A 15,090-nucleotide genomic window follows, 5' to 3' on the forward strand; every position below is an offset into this window, starting at 1 on the left:
CGGCGATATCTGGCGCAGCACGAAGAATTTCTGGATCTGATCGCCGAATAGAGAGCACTGCTCTTGCCTGGCGTGCCCCTTGGGTGAATACTGCTTCCTATAGAGAGCGCCGCTCTCGAAAGGTTGGCATTCCCCGATGCGTGTATCCCTGTATCTGTTCGTCGGCATCATGTTCGCCGCGTATCCCACACTGCGTCCCTACTCGGACGAGGTGGGCACGGCGGGAGCCGACGCCTTCGCATCCTCGAGCTGGGTGCTCTCGCACACCTTCGCCATGCTCGGCTTCATCGCGCTCGGGCTGACCGTGCTCTACACCGGTGGGCGGTCGGAGCCCGCGGTCGTGACCACGTGGATCGGTGTCGGGTTGGTGCTGCCGTACTACGGCGCGGAAACCTTCGCGCTGCATGTGCTGGGTGTCGATGCCGTACAGAACGCGAACCCCGGCCTGATCGATCTGGCCGACCCGATCAGGTACTCGCTCGTACAGTCCGTCATGTTCGGGCTCGGACTGGTGCTGATCGCCGTCGGGCTGGTGGCATTCGCTCTACGCAACCGCTACGCCGCAGTGCTCGCTGCCGGGTTCGTTCTCTTCCTTCCGCAGTTCTACACCCCGCCTGCCGTGCGAATTGCGCACGGAGTGCTGATCGCCGTCGGGGCGATTCTCGCCGCCAGGGCCGTGGCGGACAGGTCGGCGGACTCTGCTCAGCCGATCTCCACGATCACCGGAGCGTGATCGCTGGCTCCCTTGCCCTTGCGTTCCTCGCGGTCGATAGACGCGCCGGTTACTCGTGCCGCCAGGGCAGGGGAGGTCAACGCCATGTCGATGCGTAGGCCCTGCTTCTTGGGGAACCGCAACTGCGTGTAGTCCCAGTAGGTGTACGTCCTGGGCTCGGGGGTGAACTGCCGCGTCACCTCGGTAAAGCCGGCGTCGCCGAACGCGCTGAAGGCGTCACGCTCGGCTCGGGAGGTGTGGGTCTTGCCCTCGAAGAGCGCGGGATCCCAGACGTCGTCGTCGGTGGGCGCGATGTTCCAGTCGCCTACGAGCGCGATCTGCGCCTGCGGATCCGCCGCCACCCAGGCCTGCGCGTCGGCCTTCAGTGCAGCAAGCCACTCGAGCTTGTAGGTGTAGTGCGGATCGGCGAGTTCCCGGCCGTTGGGCACATACAGGCTCCAGACGCGCACCCCGGCGCACGTGGCACCGATAGCACGGGCCTCCTGAGCGGGATCGATCTCGGGATCCTTGCTGAAGCCGGGCTGATCCTCGAACCCGACCTGCACATCGTCCAGGCCGACGCGCGATGCGATCGCGACGCCGTTCCACTGGCTCAGCCCGACGTGGGCGACCTCGTACCCGATGTCGGTGAAGCGCTGATACGGAAACTGTGCGTCCTTGCACTTGGTTTCCTGCATCGCCAGCACATCGACATCGGATCGCTGCAGCCAATCGACGATTCGATCCTGACGAGAGCGGACGGAGTTCACATTCCAAGTAGCCAAGCGCACGGGAACGAACCTTATCGAACGCCTCCGACAGGCCGGGCATAGCGATACCGATGGTGGTCCTCGAAGCCGAGGTCTCGGTACAGGGCAACGGCTTCGGTGTTGTCGACGGCCACCTGCAGGTACGCGTGTGTCGCTCCGTGGCTGCGTCCCCAGCGCACCAGTTCTCCGCATATCAGTGTGCCGAGGCCGTTGCGGCGATGCTCGGGGGAGACCCAGAGAGAGGTGAGTCCCACCCAGCATCGACCGTCCGGGGCGGTGGTGACGGCCGCGCGACCGACGGCGGCCGCCGACGACGAGTGGGCGCCGATCATGCCGAAACCGAGGGTGCCGCCCCGGACTGCGGTGACCACCTCCGCTGCGCCCGCGGGAGCCTCGCTGCCCTGGTAGCGCAGAGAATTCAGCCACTCGGCTGTCGGCTGCGCGGTGACGCCGATGGCCAAATCGCCTTCGCGCAGAACGAGTTTCGAGATCTCCGCAGCCATGACGGCGCTCTCGTTGTAGGTCCGCCACCCGGCCGGCGCGCTGCCGAGACGGTCGGGGAGCGAGAGCGTCGGCTGCAGTCCGCGAGCGGCGTATCGATCGACGATCTGCGCGAGAGTCTCGGCCGTCGTCGAGGCTCCGGGCTCGAGCGGTGCCGCCGAGTTGGCGCGGCCGGTGAACCCGTGACCGAACCGCAGTTGCCAACCGTCGATCCATTCCCGCTCGACGCCCGGCCAACCGTCGGCGGCAGCGGCCTCGAGCGAGCGGATCTCCGACGTTCGAATCGGCTTGGGCCCCAGAGGTTTCAACGCTACGACTCGTTCGGCGGCGACCTGCACCAGCGCGCCGTCCCGGCCGCGCACCGAGACCGAGCCTGCGTCCATGGCCACCAGTTCGCCGATCACGTCCGTCATCGGGTGGGTGTGGCCGGGTGGCAACCGATAGCGAAGCATCACCCGGGTACCCACCGGGACGGTCAGTCGTCGTCCTCGTCGTCGTGCCCGAACGGGTCGTCCACCGTGCCGGGCGTCCAGCTCAGACCGGGCACGCCCCACCCGGCGCGTTTGATCGCCTTCTTCGCGGCCCGCGCATGTCGACCGATGAGCACGTCCGTGTACAGAAAGCCGTCGAGATGACCCACCTCGTGCTGGAGCATCCGAGCGAAGAAGCCGTGACCCTCGATGTCGACGGGATCACCCTTGGCATCGGTACCGGTCACCCGGGCCCATTCGGCGCGCCCGGTGGGGTGCTGCTCGCCGGGGACGGACAGGCAGCCCTCGTCGTCGTCGTCCGGATCGGGCATCGTCTCCGGAATCTCGGAGGTCTCGAGTACCGGATTGACGACCTCGCCGCGGCGGCGGAAGACCTTGCCGTCCCCGCCTTGATCGGGGCAGTCGTAGATGAACAGACGCTTGCCGACGCCGACCTGATTCGCGGCGAGTCCGACGCCGTTCGCGGCGGCCAACGTCTCGTACATGTCGGCGATCAGCTCGGCGAGCTCGGCGGGTGACTCGGTGACGGGAGCGGTTGCGGTGTGCAGCACCGGATCGCCGACGATCCGGATGGGAAGAATTGCCATGGTCGACAAGGATACCGGGAGTGGAGCCTGCGGAATGACCCAGTGGTGAGGAGTGGAGCCTGCGGAATGACCCAGTGGTGTGCGTCGCGCATGTGGTCGAGTAGGTGGAACACGCCACGCGCGGGCAGCCCGCAGGAGCCGTGTCCCCGGCGTCGGACATGGTTGAATGATCCCCGAAGTACAACTGTGTAATTCGGTCGGCGCTCCTACGGGTGTCGGCAGTACTGGGGGAAGCAGATTTCTCCGGGTGGGTGATCCTGCCGACCCTGGGAAGTCGAGAAGTCGAGGAGTGGGATGGACGGCGCAGCAGCGCGTGACTCGAACCAGTCTCAGCAACCGGGAAGTTCGGACGGCACTCAGGATCCGAACGAGGTCGGTGCGGACGGACTGAGTCGACGAGAGCACGACATCCTGTCCTTCGAGCGGCAGTGGTGGAAGTACGCCGGGGCCAAGGAAGAGGCCATCAAGGAACTCTTCTCCATGTCGGCGACCCGCTACTACCAGATTCTGAATGCGTTGGTCGATCGTCCCGAGGCGCTCGCCGCGGATCCGATGTTGGTCAAGCGCCTGCGCCGGTTGCGTGCGAGCAGGCAGAAGGCTCGTGCGGCACGTCGGCTGGGTTTCGACGTCTGAGCAGGTCGTGCGTTCCGTGTGCCGAGTCGCCGTCGACGGTCGGCTAGGGTCGATCAGGTGAGCAGCCCGAACCCGGAACAGACCGGGCCACCACTCCGCGCCCTGGCCATGGTGTTGATCTCGCTCGCGATCCTGTTCGCAGCGATCGGGGCGTTGTCTCTGACGGGTTCCGATTCCGACGATGCGGCCGCCGAACCCGCCGCCGAGACGACGAGCGCACCGGCCGCGGTCGCACCGACCGCACAGGCTCCTGCAGCCCAGGTTCCCGCGGGCGATTCGTCGACCGGTGCCGCGGCACCCACCACCACCTCGGGCGCACCCGCCGACGTCGAAGTGCGGGTACTCAACAACTCCAACGTCTCCGGCCTGGCCGCCGGTACCGCCAGCACGTTGACCGCCGAGGGTTGGAACGTCGCCGAGACGGGCAACTTCAGTGAAGACCAGTTCGCGCAGACCGCGGTGTACTACGGCACGACGGCAGGTGAGGAACAGGCCGCGCAGACCATCGCCACGCAGCTCGGCGTCCCGGCCGAACCCAAGCCGACCTCGCTCGAATCCACTGCAGGCGTCGTCGTCATCGTGACCCAGTAGTCCTGCAGCGGCCAGTTCCACAGCGTCGACTTCCGTGCCCGATTCGGCCGAATCGGTCGGCACGTTATCATTTCCGAGCCCGGCGAAACTGCCTGAAAGAGGAGCGATTTCCGATGGACATGTTCAAGCGACGCACTGCCGCGACCCGATCGTTGCGTTACGTGGCCCCGGTCCTCGCGATCGCAGCTCTCGGGCTCTCCGCCTGTAGCAACGGCGAGGTCCCGTCCGACGTCCCCGGCACCGTCCCCCCGGTGTGGACCGGAGAGGCCGATCCGTCGGCAGAAGCCGTCGCCGGCGACAGCCCGGCCGAGTCGAGCTCCGGCGACATCATCGAGGCCGCACTGCGCGACGCCTCCGGTGCCGAGGTCGGCACGGTGTCGTTCATGTCCGAGGGCGACAAGCTCACCGTCACCGCCGAGGTCGAGGGCATGACCCCGGGCTTCCACGGCTTCCACGTTCACACCGTCGCCGCTTGCGAGCCGAACTCCGTGGCACCGACAGGCGGGGAGCCCGGCGCATTCCTGTCCGCGGGCGGTCACCTGCAGGTCGACGGCCGCACCGAGCACCCGGCCAGCGGTGACCTGACGTCCATCCAGGTCGGCGAGGACGGCACCGGAATGCTCGTCACCACCACCGACGCGATCACACTCGACGATCTGCGTGCCGACGGTGCCGGAACCTCGGTGATCGTGCACGACGGTGCCGACAACTTCGCCAACATCCCGCCGCGGTACACCCTGCCCGACGGTGCCGCCGTGCCGGACATGACGACTCTGATGACCGGCGATGCCGGCTCGCGGGCGGCGTGCGCGGTACTGCAGTAGTTTGAGCGCTCCCCGGATCGACTTCGCGAGTTCACCGCGCCCGACGCTCGGCGTCGAGTGGGAGATCGCGCTGGTCGACAAGAACACGCGAGACCTGGTCAACTCCGCCGAGGCGGTCATGGACGGTGTCCGCGACCTGGCCGGGGACACCCCGCGGGTGACGAAGGAACTGCTCCGCAACACCGTCGAACTCGTCACCGGAGTGTGCGAGAACGTCGGGGAGGCGATGGCAGACCTCGGCGAGTCTCTCTCGCTCGTCGAGCGCGCAGCGGATCCGCTGGGGATCGATCTGTTCTCGGCGGGGACCCATCCGTTCGCGGAGTGGTCCACCCAGCAGCTCACCAGTTCCCCGAGTTACGACGAGTTGATCGCTCGGACGCAGTGGTGGGGTCGGCAGATGCTGATCTGGGGTGTGCACGTGCACGTGGGAGTGTCGTCTCCCGACAAGGTCTTTCCCATTCTCAACTCACTGCTGCTGCAGTACCCGCACCTGCTGGCACTGTCGGCGTCCTCACCGATCTGGGCGGGCAACGACACCGGCTACGCCAGCAATCGTGCGTTGATGTTCCAGCAGCTGCCGACGGCCGGGCTGCCGTTCCAGTTCGAGAACTGGCCGCAGTTCGAGGGATTCGTTCGTGATCAGCTCAAGACCGGCGTCATCGAGCAACTCGGCGGCATGCACTGGGACATCCGGCCCGCCCCCAAGTGGGGAACCATCGAGGTTCGGGTGTGCGACGGGGCGTCGACCAAGCGGGAGCTCGCGGCTCTCGTCGCGTTGACGCACTGCCTCATCGTCCATCTCGACGAACGTCTCGAAGCGGGGGAGACCCTGCCGTCGATACCGCCGTGGCACGTGCAGGAGAACAAGTGGCGGGCTGCCCGGTACGGCCTCGATGCCGAGATCATCCTCGACTCCGACAGCAACGAACGTCTGGTCACCGACGACCTGAACGACCTGCTCGAGAAGCTGACGCCGACGGCCGTCCGGTTGAACTGCGTCGACGAGTTGGCCGCGGTGGCCGACATTCCGCGGCTCGGGGCGTCCTACCAGCGTCAGCGGGCGGTGGCCGCGAAATCCAACGGTGACCTGCGAGCCGTCGTGGAATCGTTGGTCACCGACCTCCGCACCTGATCCGGCGCGGCTCGCACTACTCGTCGGGGTCGTTCGGTTCCATCTCGTTGACGATCAGCAGACCGTCGCGACCCCGCTGTTCTCGATAGGCGACGCGGCCCACGGTATGCGCGATCACCGGAGCGGTGACCAGCGTGAAGATGCCCACCAGCACGAGCATCCAGATGTCGACGTTGCCGCGAAGGCTGATGATGGCCCCGATCAGCACCATGATCAGACCGACCACCTGCGGCTTGGTGGCCGCGTGCATCCGCGAGAGGGTATCGGGGAAGCGCACGATGCCGACGGCCGCGGTGAAGGCGAGCAGTGCTCCGAACAGGATGAAGGCGGAGGCAATGACCTGGGCTACGGTGCTCATTCGTCCCTCACTGTGTCACTCATTCGTCCCTCACTCTGAATCGCGCGATGCTGACCGACCCGACGAAGCTGACCAAGGACAGCGCGACGATGGCCGGTACGAGGGTGGTGTCGCGGCTGTAGACGGCCCACACACCGAGACCGCACATCGAGACGGCCAGGATCGTGTCCATCGCGACGAGACGGTCGAGCGTGCTCGGTCCGTCGAGCAGTCGGTATGCGGTGAGGATCGCGGCGCCGATCAGAAGGGCTCCGGCTATCGCCAGGACGACGGTCACGACCAGTCCCCCTTCCTCTTGTCGTCGGTCTTCTTGTCGTCCCTCGGGGCGTCGCGGTCCCTCGATGCCGGATCGTCGCCGAGCACTCCGTGGTACTGCTCGTACTCCTGGAAGTGCAGCGGGCTCGGCTTCCAGTCGGAGTCTCGCTCGAACGCCGCGATGAAGAGTTTCTCCAGGTTTCGCACGTAGGCGTAGAAGCCGTCGACGGCCTTCTGCGTGCCCATGTCCAGCACGTGCACGTAGAGCAGGCGTCGGGTTCGGTCTATCTCGAGCACCATGGTGCCGGGCACGAGGTTCATCGCGTCGACGAACAGGGTGAGCACCAGATCGGACTTGATCGCGATGCGGCAGCGCAGCACGCCGGTGACCGGCGGTGCTTTCGGGCGGATCGCCAACCAGGCCACATTGACGCTGGATTCCCCTGCGTAGTAGAGAAATACGACGGCCAGCTTGACGAGTGACAACACGTGGATGCGGCCCTCGACCGGAACACGAGGCAACGGCAGCAGCACCATGATGAGCAGCCCCACCGCGATGCCGCCCAGGACGTTCGCCGCAGAGACGTTGCCCCACAACAGAACCCAGATTGCCGTCAGCCACGCGAGCGTCCACAGGCGCAGCAGAACGGAGCGGTTCATCTTCATCGGGTGCCCTCCTCGTTCGTGCGCGACTGCTCGTAGGCCTGATCGCCGACCCATTCCGCACCGCGCACCGCATCGATGTACACCGACCGATCGCGAAGATCTGCCGCGGCGCGATCGCTGATGTCGATGATGGGGCCGGCGAACACCGTCATGGCCAGGCCGACGGCGACGAGCCCGATGGTCGGAAGCAACATGAAGGCGGGCATCCGGCCCACGTCCTCGCGGTCACCGAACTGGATGTCGGACGAGTCGTCGAGAAGAGCGGACGGGCTGTTGTCCGCCAGGTCGCCCTCGGGAGCGTCGGCGCGAGCTCGCCAGAACGCCTTGGTCCAGACTCGGGCGACGACGTACAGCGTCAACAGGCTGGTGACGGTTCCACCCGCGACGAGCAACCAGGCCAACACGCTGCCCTGCTCGCTACCGGCCTGCAGCAGTGCGACCTTTCCGATGAAACCCGAGAACGGCGGAATGCCACCGAGACTGAGGGCCGGCACCAGGAACACGATCGCCAGCACCGGGCTGGCCGCAGCCAGACCGCCGAGGCGTCGAAGCGACGACGAACCGGCCTGACGCTCGATGAGACCAACGACGAGGAACAGCGTCGTCTGCACCAGAATGTGGTGGGCGACGTAATAGATCGAGCCGGACAATCCCGATTGTGTCGACAGAGCGACGCCGAAGATCATGTAGCCGATATGGCTGACGAGGGTGAACGACAACAGTCGCTTGATGTCGCTCTGTGCTATGGAGCCGAGGATGCCGACGAGCATCGTCAGCAGGCCGCAGACCATCAGTACGTTGTCGAGTGAGCCGTCGGGGAACAGCAGGGTGTGCGCGCGGATGATCGCGTACACACCGACTTTCGTCAGCAGGCCGGCGAACACGGCGGTGACCGGTGCCGGGGCGGTGGGATACGAGTCGGGCAGCCACGTCGAGAGCGGGAACACCGCGGCCTTGATGCCGAACGCGACCAGTAGAACCGCGAAGATCGCGGTTCTGGTTCCTGGGGTGATGTCGTCCATGCGTACCGCGATGTGGGCCAGGTTCAGCGTCCCGGTGGCTGCGTAGACCAGCGCGATGCCGATCAGGAAGATCAGCGAGGACACCATCGACACCATCACGTACGACACGCCCGCACGCACGCGGTCGGCACTCGCGCCGAGTGTCAGCAACACGAACGAGGCCGCGAGCAGCACCTCGAAGCCGACGAACAGGTTGAACAGGTCGCCTGCAAGGAACGCGTTGCAGACACCTGCGGTCAACGCGAGGTAGGTCGGCAGGAAGATCGAGACGGGCTGATTCTCGCTACCGTCGCGGATGCCCTGGCCGATCGAGTAGACCATGACGGCCAGCAGCACGATGGACGAGACGACGAGCATCATCGCCGACAGACGGTCCACCACGAGGGAGATGCCGAGCGGGGAATCCCAACCGCCGACCTGCAGTGCGCTGGTGCCGTCGCGATCGGCGAGATAGAGCATCACCGACGAGATCGCGCCCACCGCGGTGAGCGCGACGATGGTGATGAATCGCTGAGCGCGAGGCCGTCGCCCCAGCACCAGGGTCGACGCGGCGGCGAGCATCGGAATCAGTACCGGCAGCGGAGTCAGAACGTCGATCACTGCGGGGGAGATCGTCATGCGTGGTCTCCCTTCTCATCTGGGCGGCTGTCGTCCTTCTCGGCGGTGTCGAGTCCGTCCAGCCCGCGCAGCTGCGGGTTGTCGTCGTCGTTGTCGAAATCACCGTCGTGCAGATCCTCGTAGCACTCGAGATCCTCGAGGTTTCTGATCTCCTCGAGCGGAATGGGGTTGCCCTTCGAGTCGAATGCGTCGCCGCCGAAGCTCGGCTCGCCCGTCACCGGGTCGTCCGAGCGGTCGCGGTCGGGGGCCTCGGCCATCGAGCGGCGCCGGGACACCTTGGTGTCCTCGGGGTCGTTCTCGACGTCGTCCTTGGTATTGAGGGTGAACGACCGGTAGGCCAGAGCCAGCACGAACGCCGCGATTCCCATCGTGATGACGATTGCCGTCAGGATCACCGCCTGGGCCAGCGGGTCCGCCATCTCCTGGTTCACCGCGTTGTCCCGACCCACGATGGGCGGGGCTCCCGCAGGGCCGGCGATCGTGAGCATGAGCAGGTTGACGCCGTTGCCGACGAGTAGCAGGCCCAGCAGCATCTTGGTGATACTGCGCTCGAGCAGCAGATACACACCCGCCGCGATGAGGACACCGACAATGACGAGCATTCCGAGATCAGCGGTCATGGGGCGCTCACTCGGCCTTGGCTCTGCATTTCCACCTGTGCGTCGAGACGCGCGCCGAGACTACGGAGCACGTCGAGTACCAACCCGACCACGATGAGATACACACCGAGGTCGAAGAACAATGCGGTGACCAACTTGATGTCGCCGAGGATCGGCAACGTCACCTCCAACGTCGCCGAGGACAACGCCGGGGCTCCGAGGAACATCGACGCCACCGCGGTTCCGGCCGCGAAGATCAAGCCGAGTCCAAGGATCTTTCCGGCGTCGATCGGAACTGTCTCACCGAGCTCGTAGCGGCCACCGGCCAAGTACCTCAGCACCAGAGCCAGGCCGGCGGTGAGACCACCGGCGAAACCGCCTCCGGGAGCGTTGTGACCGGAGAAGAAGAAGTAGATCGAGAGCACCATGATCGTCGGGAAGATCAATCGCGTCGTGACCTCGAGAATCAACGAGCGATGACGCGGATCGATCAGATCGCCGCCGAGCAGCCACGTCGTCTCCGCCGCGTAGTTCGCATCGGAGGACGACGAGGGGGCGTCGGACACCCGCGGAGCGCTACCGAACCGGCGGTTGCGGAAGACCAGGCTCGCCACGCCAGTAGCCGCGACGAGCAGGACGCAGATCTCGCCGAGAGTGTCCCAGGCGCGGATGTCCACGAGGATCACGTTGATGACGTTCTGGCCGTCGCCCAGGTTGTATGCGGCGTCCGGCAGGAGCAGCGACACCGGGTCTGTGTTTCGGGCGTTCATCGCGAACGCACCCAGGATGCTCACGGTCGCCCCGACGGCGACGGCGAGCACCGCGCGAGGTCCACGCGATCCGGCCGAACCCCGGTCGTCGACCTCGGCCGGGAGCTTGCGCAGGACGAGCACGAACATCACGAGGGTCAAGGTCTCGACGAGGAACTGGGTCAGCGCCAGGTCCGGGGCACCGTGGATGGCGAAGATGACTCCGCAGCCGTAGCCGGTGAGACCGACGAGAATGACACTGGCCAAGCGGTTGCGCATCACCGTGGCTCCGAGGCCACCCGCGATCATGATGGCCCCGATGATCAGCTGCAACGGGTTGTTCCACAGGGTGTAGTCCAAGTCCGGTTCTGCGCCGAGGATCAGCACGATCATCGGCAGCAGCACCAGCGTCAGCAGGATCGTGCCCTGAGTGAGAGGGAGCGAACCGCGCTGCGTGGTGCCGGTGAGGCGGATCGACAGGGTGTCCATGGACTTGAGCACGTTGTCGTAGATGCGGTCTGCGTTGCCGAGCGGAGGATGCTCGAACTTGAGCCGGTTGACCACCCGATGCGCGATGAACAACCCGACACCACCGGTGACGACGACGACGGTCAGCGCGAGCGGAAGATTGAAACCGTGCCAGAGGGCCAGGTGGTAGGGCTCCTGGCCGTACGACGGGAGGGTGCGAGCGTAGGGACTGACGATGTGGTCGACGACCGAGGATGCGAACCCGGCGACCAGACCGAGCACCGCCAGGAAGGCGGGTGCGGCGAGGAACAGTGCGGCCGGCGCGTGCATCGCCTTGACCGACGGACTCGCTCGCTTGAGCTGCTTGCGCGCGAACGCGCCCCAGACGAACCGAATGCTGTAGGTGACCGTGAGTATCGAGCCGATCACCAGGCCTGCGACGACGACGGCCGCGACCGTGGGATCGAGCGTCGGCGTGCTGATCACGGCCGATAACGCCGTCTCCTTGCCGACGAACCCGAGCATCGGCGGAAGTCCGGCCATGCTGGCCGCGGCCAGCGCGGCTATCGCGGCGAGCCAGGGAGCCTTCTTGCCCAGGTGAGCAAGTTTGCGGATGTCGCGGGTGCCGGTGGTGTGATCGATGATGCCGACGACCATGAACAGCGCCGCTTTGAACATCGCGTGGGCGATCACCATCGTCAGGCCGGCGAGCATCGCCTTCTCCGAGCCGATGCCGACCAACACCATGAGGAAGCCGAGCTGGCTGACGGTGCCGAACGCGAGGATCAGCTTGAGGTCGAATGCGCGCAGAGCGCGCCACCCGGCCAGGATCATCGACAGCAGTCCGAGGCTGATCACCGTGGCGCGCCACGGGCCGGAATCGGCGAACCCCGGGGCCAGGCGCGCCACCAGGTAGATGCCCGCTTTGACCATGGCAGCGGCGTGAAGGTAGCCGCTGACCGGTGTCGGGGCGGCCATGGCTCCGGGGAGCCAGAAGTGCAGTGGCACGATGGCCGACTTGCTCAGTGCGCCGATGAGGACCAGCACGATCGCGACACCGGGCAACCAGCCGCCCGGCGCGTTCGCGACCAGCTCGGAGAGGTTGTAGGTGCCGGACACCTGGCCGAGGATGATGATGCCGACCAGCATCGCCAGGCCACCCGCGGTGGTGACGAGCAGTGCCTGGGTGGCCGCTCGTCTGCTCGACGCACGCTCGGCGTAGTGGCCGACGAGCAGGAACGACAGGACCGTCGTGATTTCCCAGAAGATGTAGAGCACCAGCATGTTGTCGCTGGTGATGAGGCCGAACATCGCACCGGAGAACGCGACCATTTCGGCGGCGAACAGCCCGAGCCGAGGCTCGTCGTCCTCGAAGTAACGCGCGCAGTAGAGCAGAATCAGTGCGCCGATGCCGAGAACCAGCAGCGACATGATGGCCGCGAGAGAGTCGAACCGCATGTCGATGTTCATCGACAGGCCAGGGACCCATTCGATGTTCAGTTTCTGTTTGGTTCCCCAGTTGCCGAACACCCAGATCAGGCTGAGCAGGGGTACGAGCGCGAGTGGGAAAAAGGCATTGCGACCCCACCAGCGGACGAACAGTGGCGCGAGCAGCGCGGCGGCGGCATGCGCAAGAAGAATGGCGAGCAAAAATCACTCCGTCGTCTCGGTCGCATCGGCGGTGAAACCGAGCGGTGGTCGTAGGGCGGCGATGAGTAGGGTGTGCGAAGTCCGTGTGAAGTTCGATGTGAAGCTTTGAGAAATAATGAACCGGTTGCCGAGCGGCAGCCGCGAGTTGTCGTTGTCCACTTTACTTTGCGAGGTAGGCGGCGTGCCAGGCGGTACAGAACGGTGCGGGTCCGTGAGTGAGGGGAGCGCGTCGGTGACCGATCCGAGGCTCATTCGGACCGCCGGGCTGGCGTACGTCCGAGATCGTCGAATGATCCAGACCCGATCGGCCGGAAAATCCGCGTTCTACATGGCGGGCGGAAAGATCGACCCGGGCGAGACGCCCGAGCAAGCACTGCATCGCGAGATCAGGGAAGAGCTCGATGCAGCGGTGACGGACGCCCGGCTCCTCGGGGTGTTCGAATGTGAGGCCTGGGGGCACCCGGCAGGAACCCCGCTCGAGATCACGTGTTTCCTCGCCGATCTGGCGACCGAGCCGACGCCGACCAGCGAGATCGCAGAGATCAGGTACTTCACCCGCGACGAGTACGCCGCCATGCCGGACGTCGCTCCGGGATCGCTGATGGTGTTCGACCGGATGAAAGCGCTCGATTTGATCGACTGAAGCGCGTATGTTGGTCGTAGAGAGAACGTACGTTCTCTGTCAGTCACCGCGAAGGAGTCTCATGACGAACCTGTCCCAGAAAGCCACCACCCTGCTCGAGCTGCACAAGCCGGGCAACCCGGTCGTGTTGCCGACGGTGTGGGACGCCTGGTCTGCCAACCTCGCCGTCTCCGCCGGGTTCGCCGCGCTGACCGTCGGAAGCCACCCCGTCTCGGACTCCATCGGCAAGCCCGACAACGAGGGCATCACCTTCGACGAACTGCTCACCCGCATCTCGCAGATCTCCGCAGCCGTCGACGTTCCGCTCTCGGTCGACATCGAATCCGGCTACGGCGAGGACCCCAAGCGACTCATCGACGGACTGATCTCTGCCGGAGCCGTCGGCCTCAACATCGAGGACACCGTGCACAGCGAAGGCGGACGCCTCCGCGAAGCGCAGGAACACGCAGACTTCGTCGGAGCACTGCGCGCAGCATCCGACGCCACCGACGTCCACGTGGTCATCAACGCCCGCACCGACCTGTTCGTCAAGGCAATCGGCGACGAGAGCGACCGCGTCGACCGAGCCATCGCCCGGTTGAAGCTGTGCGCCGCAGCCGGTGCCGACTCGCTCTACCCCGTCGGCTTCCACAACGACGCGGACTACAAGCGTCTCGCCGAGGAACTCCCGCTGCCGATCAACGCCATCGCCAACCCGGCCGAAGGCGACCTGTCGCACTTCGCCTCCCTGGGCGTGGGTCGCATCAGCTTCGGCCCGATCTTCCAGATGGAACTGGCCAAGCGGGCAGAGGAAATCCTCGGCCGCTGGAAGTGAGAGCGGCTGCGCCGCAGGTGAGCGGAAACTCGTAGCCTGCTACGAGTTTCCGCTCACGACCCGTAGGCCCGCAGATGCGCCACCTGCTCGGGATCGAGTGACGGTCTGACCGTCGCCCGAGCGGCGGCGACATCGGCGGCGGTGACGTCGGCTGCATCCATCGACCGACGCATCGCCGTCAACGCGGCCTCGCGCAGCAACGCCGCGCAGTCGGCCGCGGAGTAGCCGTCGAGGTCGCGCGCCAACGACTCCAGATCCACGTCCTCGGCGAGCGGGATGGATTTGCCCGACGCCCTCAGGATGTCCACGCGGGCATCGGAATCCGGCGGCGGCACGAACACCAGACGCTCGAGTCGGCCCGGCCGCAGCAGTGCGGGATCGATCAGATCGGGTCGGTTGGTTGCCCCGAGTACGACGACGTCACGCAACGGTTCGACGCCGTCGAGTTCGGTCAGCAGCGCCGCGACGACTCGATCGCCGACGCCGGAATCCGAGCTCTGGCCGCGTCGGGGCACGAGAGCATCCACTTCGTCCAGGAAGATCAGCGAGGGAGCGGAATCCCGGGCGCGTTGAAAGAGTTCTCGGACAGCCTTTTCCGAGGAGCCGACCCATTTGTCCATCAGCTCCGCGCCCTTGACCGAGTGCACGCTGAGCTGCCCGGAGCTGGCCAGTGCGCGCACGAGGAACGTCTTGCCGCAGCCGGGCGGACCGTACAGAAGAACTCCCCGCGGCGGCTCGATTCCCAATCGCGCGAACGAATCCGGGTGACGCAGCGGCCACAGTACCGCCTCGGTGAGTGCCTGCTTGGTCTCCACCATGTCGCCGACGTCGTCGAGCGTGAGACTACCGATCGCCAGTTCTTCGCTTCCCGAACGCGACAGCGGGCGAATGACCTGAAGAGCGCCCACCAGATCGTCCTGCGTCAACGAGGCCGCGGCCGAATCGTTCGATGCGCGCGCCGCTGCCCGCAGCGCCGCCTCCCGCGTCAGGGCGGCCAGATCGGCGAC

General features: G+C 66.0%; 17 protein-coding genes. 7 read left to right on the forward strand and 10 right to left on the reverse strand.

The genetic code is table 11. The features are described from left to right. The first annotated feature begins 136 nt into the window (after positions 1 to 136). Positions 137 to 733 (forward strand): hypothetical protein, encoded by a 597-nt coding sequence (locus tag A2J02_RS06075; RefSeq protein ID WP_068048080.1) that lies wholly within the window; start codon positions 137 to 139, stop codon positions 731 to 733. Here A2J02_RS06075 and A2J02_RS06080 read toward each other — a convergent pair. The 3 genes from A2J02_RS06080 to A2J02_RS06090 are packed head-to-tail and all read right to left on the reverse strand — an operon-like array spanning position 703 to position 3,061. Continuing rightward, positions 703 to 1,503, reverse strand: a complete 801-nt coding sequence (locus A2J02_RS06080) for an exodeoxyribonuclease III (RefSeq protein WP_068048083.1) — start codon at positions 1,501 to 1,503, stop codon at positions 703 to 705. The two genes, A2J02_RS06075 and A2J02_RS06080, sit on opposite strands and share 31 nt — an antisense overlap. Positions 1,504 to 1,514: 11 nt before the next feature. Further along, a complete protein-coding gene (locus A2J02_RS06085; protein ID WP_442971452.1) occupies positions 1,515 to 2,462 on the reverse strand; it encodes an N-acetylglutamate synthase, CG3035 family in 948 nt (315 codons plus the stop codon). Next, entirely contained in the window at positions 2,459 to 3,061 is a 603-nt protein-coding gene (locus A2J02_RS06090; RefSeq protein ID WP_068048088.1) for a peptide deformylase, read from the reverse strand. The genes A2J02_RS06085 and A2J02_RS06090 overlap by 4 nt, the downstream gene beginning before the upstream one ends. A gap of 294 nt (positions 3,062 to 3,355) precedes the next feature. Between A2J02_RS06090 and A2J02_RS06095 the strand changes: the two genes are divergently transcribed. The 4 genes from A2J02_RS06095 to A2J02_RS06110 all read left to right on the forward strand — a co-directional run bounded on the left by A2J02_RS06095 (position 3,356) and on the right by A2J02_RS06110 (position 6,241). Beyond that, the gene (locus A2J02_RS06095) at positions 3,356 to 3,694 is read left to right on the forward strand and encodes a DUF3263 domain-containing protein (protein ID WP_008713415.1); all 339 of its coding nucleotides are present in this window, start codon (positions 3,356 to 3,358) and stop codon (positions 3,692 to 3,694) included. Positions 3,695 to 3,751: 57 nt separating this feature from the next. Beyond that, positions 3,752 to 4,285, forward strand: coding sequence for a LytR C-terminal domain-containing protein (locus A2J02_RS06100; protein WP_068048091.1), 534 nt, complete (start codon positions 3,752 to 3,754; stop codon positions 4,283 to 4,285). A gap of 113 nt (positions 4,286 to 4,398) precedes the next feature. Then, positions 4,399 to 5,109 carry a superoxide dismutase[Cu-Zn] gene (gene sodC / locus A2J02_RS06105; protein ID WP_068048094.1) on the forward strand — a complete coding sequence of 237 codons (711 nt, stop codon included), beginning with the start codon at positions 4,399 to 4,401 and terminating at the stop codon, positions 5,107 to 5,109. Continuing rightward, positions 5,072 to 6,241 carry a glutamate--cysteine ligase gene (locus tag A2J02_RS06110; RefSeq protein ID WP_068048097.1) on the forward strand — a complete coding sequence of 390 codons (1,170 nt, stop codon included), beginning with the start codon at positions 5,072 to 5,074 and terminating at the stop codon, positions 6,239 to 6,241. Before sodC ends, A2J02_RS06110 begins: the two co-directional genes overlap by 38 nt. Before the next feature lie 16 nt (positions 6,242 to 6,257). On the opposite strand, the gene mnhG is transcribed toward A2J02_RS06110, so the two are convergent. The 6 genes from mnhG to A2J02_RS06140 are packed head-to-tail and all read right to left on the reverse strand — an operon-like array spanning position 6,258 to position 12,626. Then, positions 6,258 to 6,599, reverse strand: a complete 342-nt coding sequence (mnhG, locus tag A2J02_RS06115; protein WP_068048100.1) for a monovalent cation/H(+) antiporter subunit G — start codon at positions 6,597 to 6,599, stop codon at positions 6,258 to 6,260. 19 nt (positions 6,600 to 6,618) lie between these two features. Further along, positions 6,619 to 6,876 carry a monovalent cation/H+ antiporter complex subunit F gene (locus tag A2J02_RS06120; protein ID WP_032393772.1) on the reverse strand — a complete coding sequence of 86 codons (258 nt, stop codon included), beginning with the start codon at positions 6,874 to 6,876 and terminating at the stop codon, positions 6,619 to 6,621. Further along, entirely contained in the window at positions 6,873 to 7,514 is a 642-nt protein-coding gene (locus A2J02_RS06125; protein ID WP_442971453.1) for a Na+/H+ antiporter subunit E, read from the reverse strand. The genes A2J02_RS06120 and A2J02_RS06125 overlap by 4 nt, the downstream gene beginning before the upstream one ends. A 2-nt stretch (positions 7,515 to 7,516) precedes the next feature. Beyond that, on the reverse strand, positions 7,517 to 9,160 hold the full coding sequence (locus A2J02_RS06130) for a Na+/H+ antiporter subunit D (RefSeq protein WP_068048105.1): 1,644 nt from the start codon (positions 9,158 to 9,160) through the stop codon (positions 7,517 to 7,519). Next, positions 9,157 to 9,780 carry a Na(+)/H(+) antiporter subunit C gene (locus A2J02_RS06135; protein WP_068048108.1) on the reverse strand — a complete coding sequence of 208 codons (624 nt, stop codon included), beginning with the start codon at positions 9,778 to 9,780 and terminating at the stop codon, positions 9,157 to 9,159. The genes A2J02_RS06130 and A2J02_RS06135 overlap by 4 nt, the downstream gene beginning before the upstream one ends. Beyond that, positions 9,777 to 12,626: a Na+/H+ antiporter subunit A gene (locus A2J02_RS06140; RefSeq protein ID WP_068048111.1), complete on the reverse strand. Its 2,850-nt coding sequence runs from the start codon at positions 12,624 to 12,626 to the stop codon at positions 9,777 to 9,779. The genes A2J02_RS06135 and A2J02_RS06140 overlap by 4 nt, the downstream gene beginning before the upstream one ends. 232 nt (positions 12,627 to 12,858) lie before the next feature. On the opposite strand from A2J02_RS06140, the gene A2J02_RS06145 reads away from it, so the two are divergent. Further along, positions 12,859 to 13,269 (forward strand): NUDIX hydrolase, encoded by a 411-nt coding sequence (locus A2J02_RS06145; RefSeq protein ID WP_197477955.1) that lies wholly within the window; start codon positions 12,859 to 12,861, stop codon positions 13,267 to 13,269. A gap of 61 nt (positions 13,270 to 13,330) precedes the next feature. Beyond that, positions 13,331 to 14,083, forward strand: a complete 753-nt coding sequence (locus tag A2J02_RS06150) for an isocitrate lyase/PEP mutase family protein (protein ID WP_068048114.1) — start codon at positions 13,331 to 13,333, stop codon at positions 14,081 to 14,083. A 53-nt stretch (positions 14,084 to 14,136) separates the two neighbouring features. Here A2J02_RS06150 and A2J02_RS06155 read toward each other — a convergent pair. Further along, the coding region (locus A2J02_RS06155) for an ATP-binding protein (protein WP_156516120.1) at positions 14,137 to 15,090 on the reverse strand (954 nt) is incomplete at its 5' end.

This window comes from Rhodococcus sp. EPR-147, assembly GCF_001647185.1.
Lineage (GTDB): Bacteria > Actinomycetota > Actinomycetes > Mycobacteriales > Mycobacteriaceae > Rhodococcoides.

Coding starts and splice junctions, on each gene's coding strand:
- A2J02_RS06075 (WP_068048080.1), top strand. CDS start 137: ATGCGTGTATCCCTGTATCTGTTCGTCGGCATCATGTTCGCCGCGTAT.
- A2J02_RS06090 (WP_068048088.1), bottom strand. CDS start 3,061: ATGGCAATTCTTCCCATCCGGATCGTCGGCGATCCGGTGCTGCACACC.
- A2J02_RS06095 (WP_008713415.1), top strand. CDS start 3,356: ATGGACGGCGCAGCAGCGCGTGACTCGAACCAGTCTCAGCAACCGGGA.
- sodC (WP_068048094.1), top strand. CDS start 4,399: ATGGACATGTTCAAGCGACGCACTGCCGCGACCCGATCGTTGCGTTAC.
- A2J02_RS06110 (WP_068048097.1), top strand. CDS start 5,072: ATGCCGGCTCGCGGGCGGCGTGCGCGGTACTGCAGTAGTTTGAGCGCT.
- mnhG (WP_068048100.1), bottom strand. CDS start 6,599: ATGAGCACCGTAGCCCAGGTCATTGCCTCCGCCTTCATCCTGTTCGGA.
- A2J02_RS06125 (WP_442971453.1), bottom strand. CDS start 7,514: ATGAACCGCTCCGTTCTGCTGCGCCTGTGGACGCTCGCGTGGCTGACG.
- A2J02_RS06130 (WP_068048105.1), bottom strand. CDS start 9,160: ATGACGATCTCCCCCGCAGTGATCGACGTTCTGACTCCGCTGCCGGTA.
- A2J02_RS06135 (WP_068048108.1), bottom strand. CDS start 9,780: ATGACCGCTGATCTCGGAATGCTCGTCATTGTCGGTGTCCTCATCGCG.
- A2J02_RS06150 (WP_068048114.1), top strand. CDS start 13,331: ATGACGAACCTGTCCCAGAAAGCCACCACCCTGCTCGAGCTGCACAAG.